We start from the raw sequence: 5794 nt of genomic DNA on the forward strand, positions 1-5794 counted from the left end.
TATAATACGCACCTCAATAAGGCAAACCGGAATGACTTATATGTAAATTACATATAACAAACCTGGATAACTTACTGAAACAATTTATAAAAAAGCTTGACAAACCAAATCATTATGATATGATAGTCGGCTCGCTAGATAGGATAAGTTATTAACTTAAACGACTGGCGGAAAGCAATACCCTATATATCAGCTACTGGACGACAGTAGATTGAGACTATTTAAAAGCATAACTAAAGAACAACTTGTGTGGATTTTTGCTGATTCAGAATGCTAAAAAATAAAGTTGGTTTTACTTCCTTTTCGGGAGTCATTCTAACTATAAAAATTATCATTTAAGACAGTAAAAAAACTCAAAGTTAATTCATTACGAACATAATTTTTAGCGATTTTGCCAGATTAAATGAGCCAAGTTTAGAAGCTTCTTTAAAGAGCTTCATAGCAAGATTAAACTGAAGAGTTTGATCATGGCTCAGATTGAACGCTGGCGGCAGGCTTAACACATGCAAGTCGAGCGGAAACGATGATAGCTTGCTATCAGGCGTCGAGCGGCGGACGGGTGAGTAATACTTAGGAATCTACCTAGTAGTGGGGGATAGCTCGGGGAAACTCGAATTAATACCGCATACGACCTACGGGAGAAAGGGGGCAACTTGTTGCTCTCGCTATTAGATGAGCCTAAGTCGGATTAGCTAGATGGTGGGGTAAAGGCCTACCATGGCGACGATCTGTAGCTGGTCTGAGAGGATGATCAGCCACACCGGGACTGAGACACGGCCCGGACTCCTACGGGAGGCAGCAGTGGGGAATATTGGACAATGGGGGCAACCCTGATCCAGCCATGCCGCGTGTGTGAAGAAGGCCTTTTGGTTGTAAAGCACTTTAAGCAGTGAAGAAGACTCCTCGGTTAATACCCGTGGACGATGACATTAGCTGCAGAATAAGCACCGGCTAACTCTGTGCCAGCAGCCGCGGTAATACAGAGGGTGCAAGCGTTAATCGGAATTACTGGGCGTAAAGCGAGCGTAGGTGGCTTGATAAGTCAGATGTGAAATCCCCGGGCTTAACCTGGGAACTGCATCTGATACTGTTAGGCTAGAGTAGGTGAGAGGAAGGTAGAATTCCAGGTGTAGCGGTGAAATGCGTAGAGATCTGGAGGAATACCGATGGCGAAGGCAGCCTTCTGGCATCATACTGACACTGAGGCTCGAAAGCGTGGGTAGCAAACAGGATTAGATACCCTGGTAGTCCACGCCGTAAACGATGTCTACTAGTCGTTGGGTCCCTTGAGGACTTAGTGACGCAGCTAACGCAATAAGTAGACCGCCTGGGGAGTACGGCCGCAAGGTTAAAACTCAAATGAATTGACGGGGGCCCGCACAAGCGGTGGAGCATGTGGTTTAATTCGATGCAACGCGAAGAACCTTACCTGGTCTTGACATATCTAGAATCCTGCAGAGATGCGGGAGTGCCTTCGGGAATTAGAATACAGGTGCTGCATGGCTGTCGTCAGCTCGTGTCGTGAGATGTTGGGTTAAGTCCCGCAACGAGCGCAACCCTTGTCCTTAGTTACCAGCGGGTTAAGCCGGGAACTCTAAGGATACTGCCAGTGACAAACTGGAGGAAGGCGGGGACGACGTCAAGTCATCATGGCCCTTACGACCAGGGCTACACACGTGCTACAATGGTAGGTACAGAGGGCAGCTACACAGCGATGTGATGCGAATCTCAAAAAGCCTATCGTAGTCCAGATTGGAGTCTGCAACTCGACTCCATGAAGTAGGAATCGCTAGTAATCGCGGATCAGAATGCCGCGGTGAATACGTTCCCGGGCCTTGTACACACCGCCCGTCACACCATGGGAGTTGATTGCACCAGAAGTGGATAGCCTAACCTTCGGGAAGGCGTTCACCACGGTGTGGTTGATGACTGGGGTGAAGTCGTAACAAGGTAGCCGTAGGGGAACCTGCGGCTGGATCACCTCCTTATAGATGGCATTCGGTCAGCAAGAATTCACAACAAGTTGTTCTTTAGTTTAAGCTTACGTTTATTACAAGCGTATATGGGTCTGTAGCTCAGCTGGTTAGAGCACCGTGTTGATAACGCGGGGGTCAGTGGTTCAAGTCCACTTAGACCCACCATTTATATGGGGCCATAGCTCAGTTGGTAGAGCGCCTGCCTTGCACGCAGGAGGTCAACGGTTCGACTCCGTTTGGCTCCACCACTACTATAAACGCAGTAAGCTTTCAGTGCACAGCATAAATAGAATTAAGTGATCATTATTGATTATTTACTTCTGTTTTATACAGAACTTATGACTCGACGAGAGCGTAAGAACTATTTAAAAACATAGATATGAGTCTGGGTTAGAGTGGCGTGTTCACGCGACACTCTAACCTTAGTAATCAACCTCTTAACGACATCAGTTGTTATCCCAGGGGTTGATTGCTAAAAAAGTAAAGAGAACTGAATCAAGCGTATAAACATAGGTGATATCGTTATCATAATTAGACTTTATAACACTTAGAAATCTAACTCTATTTATAGAGAAAGACTACTTGGGGTTGTATGGTCAAGTAATGAAGCGCACATGGTGGATGCCTTGGCAGTCAGAGGCGATGAAAGACGTGACAGCCTGCGATAAGCTTCGGGGAGGCGGCAATATCCTGTGATCCGGAGATTTCTGAATGGGGAAACCCACTTACCATAAGGTAGGTATCTTGTACTTGTACAAGAAGCGAACGAGGGGAAGTGAAACATCTCAGTACCCTTAGGAATAGACATCAATTGAGATTCCCCTAGTAGCGGCGAGCGAACGGGGAGAAGCCGATTAATTCTAATGTAGAAGAACAGCGTGGGAAAGCTGACCGTAGTAGGTGATAGTCCTGTATTCGAAACATTAGAGTTAACATATTAAGTAGAGCGGGGCACGAGAAATCCTGTTTGAAGATGGGGGGACCATCCTCCAAGGCTAAATACTCCTGACTGACCGATAGTGAACCAGTACCGTGAGGGAAAGGCGAAAAGAACCCCTGTGAGGGGAGTGAAATAGAACCTGAAACCGTGTGCGTACAAGCAGTGGGAGCCTTAATTTATTAGGGTGACCGCGTACCTTTTGTATAATGGGTCAGCGACTTATGTTCTGTAGCAAGGTTAACCGTTTAGGGGAGCCGTAGGGAAACCGAGTCTTAATAGGGCGAATTAGTTGCAGGGCATAGACCCGAAACCGAGTGATCTATCCATGAGCAGGTTGAAAGTGCCGTAACAGGCACCGGAGGACCGAACCCACTGTCGTTGAAAAGCCAGGGGATGACTTGTGGATAGGGGTGAAAGGCTAATCAAACTCGGTGATAGCTGGTTCTCCCCGAAAGCTATTTAGGTAGCGCCTCGGACGAACACCATTGGGGGTAGAGCACTGTTTCGGCTAGGGGGTCATACCGACTTACCAAACCGATGCAAACTCCGAATACCGATGAGTGATATCCGGGAGACACACAGTGGGTGCTAACGTCCATTGTGGAGAGGGAAACAACCCAGACCGCCAGCTAAGGCCCCAAATTCCTAGTTAAGTGGGAAACGAGGTGGGAAGGCATAGACAGCTAGGAGGTTGGCTTAGAAGCAGCCATCCTTTAAAGAAAGCGTAATAGCTCACTAGTCGAGTCGGCCCGCGCGGAAGATGTAACGGGGCTCAAACTAGGAGCCGAAGCTGCGGATTTGAATTTGTTTTCAAGTGGTAGGGGAGCGTTGTGTAAGCCTGTGAAGGTGTGTTGTAAAGCATGCTGGAGGTATCACAAGAGCGAATGCTGACGTGAGTAACGATAATGCGAGTGAAAAGCTCGCACGCCGGAAGATCAAGGGTTCCAGTCCAACGTTAATCGGGGCTGGGTGAGTCGACCCCTAAGGCGAGGCCGAAAGGCGTAGTCGATGGGAAATCGGTTAATATTCCGATACTTGTTTATAATGCGATGGAGGGACGGAGTAGGTTATGTCAGCCTGGCGTTGGTTGTCCAGGTGAAAGGATGTAGGCTTACAGTTTAGGCAAATCCGGACTGTAATACGGCTGAGATCTGATAGCAAGCTGTACTTGTACAGCGAAGTGGCAAATACCATGCTTCCAGGAAAAGCTTCTAAGCAATAGTTATAAACGAATCGTACCCTAAACCGACACAGGTGATCAGGTAGAGAATACCAAGGCGCTTGAGAGAACTCTGCTGAAGGAACTAGGCAAAATGGTACCGTAACTTCGGGAGAAGGTACGCTGCCGATGGTGATAGGACTTGCTCCTTGAGCTGTTGGCAGTCGCAGATACCAGGCTGCTGCAACTGTTTATTAAAAACACAGCACTCTGCAAACACGAAAGTGGACGTATAGGGTGTGATGTCTGCCCGGTGCTGGAAGGTTAATTGATGGGGTTAGCGTAAGCGAAGCTCTTGATCGAAGCCCCAGTAAACGGCGGCCGTAACTATAACGGTCCTAAGGTAGCGAAATTCCTTGTCGGGTAAGTTCCGACCTGCACGAATGACATAATGATGGCAGCGCTGTCTCCAGCAGAGACTCAGTGAAATCGAAATCGCAGTGAAGATGCTGTGTACCCGCGGCTAGACGGAAAGACCCCGTGAACCTTTACTACAGCTTTACATTGAACTTTGACCTGACTTGTGCAGGATAGGTGGGAGGCTTTGAAGCCGAGACGCTAGTCTTGGTGGAGCCAATCTTGAAATACCACCCTGGTCATGTCGGGGTTCTAACTCAGGTATAACAATACCGAGGACAATGTATGGTGGGTAGTTTGACTGGGGCGGTCTCCTCCTAAAGAGTAACGGAGGAGTACGAAGGTGCGCTCAGAACGGTCGGAAATCGTTCATAGAGTATAAAGGCAAAAGCGCGCTTAACTGCGAGACCCACAAGTCGAGCAGGTACGAAAGTAGGTCTTAGTGATCCGGTGGTTCTGTATGGAAGGGCCATCGCTCAACGGATAAAAGGTACTCTGGGGATAACAGGCTGATACCGCCCAAGAGTTCATATCGACGGCGGTGTTTGGCACCTCGATGTCGGCTCATCTCATCCTAGGGCTGAAGCAGGTCCTAAGGGTATGGCTGTTCGCCATTTAAAGAGGTACGCGAGCTGGGTTTAGAACGTCGTGAGACAGTTCGGTCCCTATCTACCGTGGGCGTTGGAAATTTGAGAGGATCTGCTCCTAGTACGAGAGGACCAGAGTGGACGAACCTCTGGTGTTCGGGTTGTCACGCCAGTGGCATTGCCCGGTAGCTACGTTCGGATGGGATAACCGCTGAAAGCATCTAAGCGGGAAGCCCACCTCAAGATTAGATTTCCCTAAAGAGCCGTTGAAGACTACGACGTTGATAGGCAGGGTGTGGAAGCACAGCGATGTGTGTAGCTAACCTGTACTAATTGCTCGTTTGGCTTGACCATACAACACCCAAGTGGTTTGTATGAAAGCTCTAATTAATCTATCTTGTAAAGCGAAAGCTTTAGAATAAAGAAAGAATATTTCGATATCACCTTAAACCTTGATTCAGTTAGGTTTATGTTGATGAGACTACAAATAATATTGCAGTCAAAATAACAACATCAGACTCATATCTAACCCCCTTTGCTGACGACAATAGCATGATGGCACCACCTGATCCCTTCCCGAACTCAGAAGTGAAACATCATTGCGCCAATGGTAGTGTGGCTCCGGCCATGTGAGAGTAGGTCATCGTCAGCTCTCTATTCTTAAAGCTAAACCCCCTTGCACTTTGTGTAAGGGGGTTTTCTTTGTCTGCGGATT

General features: G+C 47.9%; 2 tRNA genes and 3 rRNA genes. All 5 read left to right on the forward strand.

The annotated features are described in order from the left end of the window. Positions 1–449 precede the first annotated feature (449 nt). Positions 450–1988: ribosomal RNA gene (locus FQ084_RS13120) — 16S ribosomal RNA — on the forward strand. A gap of 76 nt (positions 1989–2064) precedes the next feature. Further along, a tRNA-Ile gene (locus tag FQ084_RS13125) sits at positions 2065–2141 on the forward strand. A 7-nt stretch (positions 2142–2148) separates the two neighbouring features. Further along, positions 2149–2224 (forward strand) — tRNA-Ala (locus tag FQ084_RS13130). Positions 2225–2570: 346 nt separating this feature from the next. Continuing rightward, positions 2571–5433 (forward strand): 23S ribosomal RNA (locus FQ084_RS13135). Between the two features lie 183 nt (positions 5434–5616). Next, a 5S ribosomal RNA gene (rrf, locus tag FQ084_RS13140) occupies positions 5617–5731 on the forward strand. Together the 16S, 23S and 5S rRNA genes with 2 tRNA genes alongside form the textbook arrangement of a ribosomal RNA operon. Positions 5732–5794: the final 63 nt, after the last annotated feature.

Origin of the sequence: Psychrobacter sp. ANT_WB68 (assembly GCF_008369115.1) — a bacterium.
Classification (GTDB): Bacteria; Pseudomonadota; Gammaproteobacteria; order Pseudomonadales; family Moraxellaceae; genus Psychrobacter.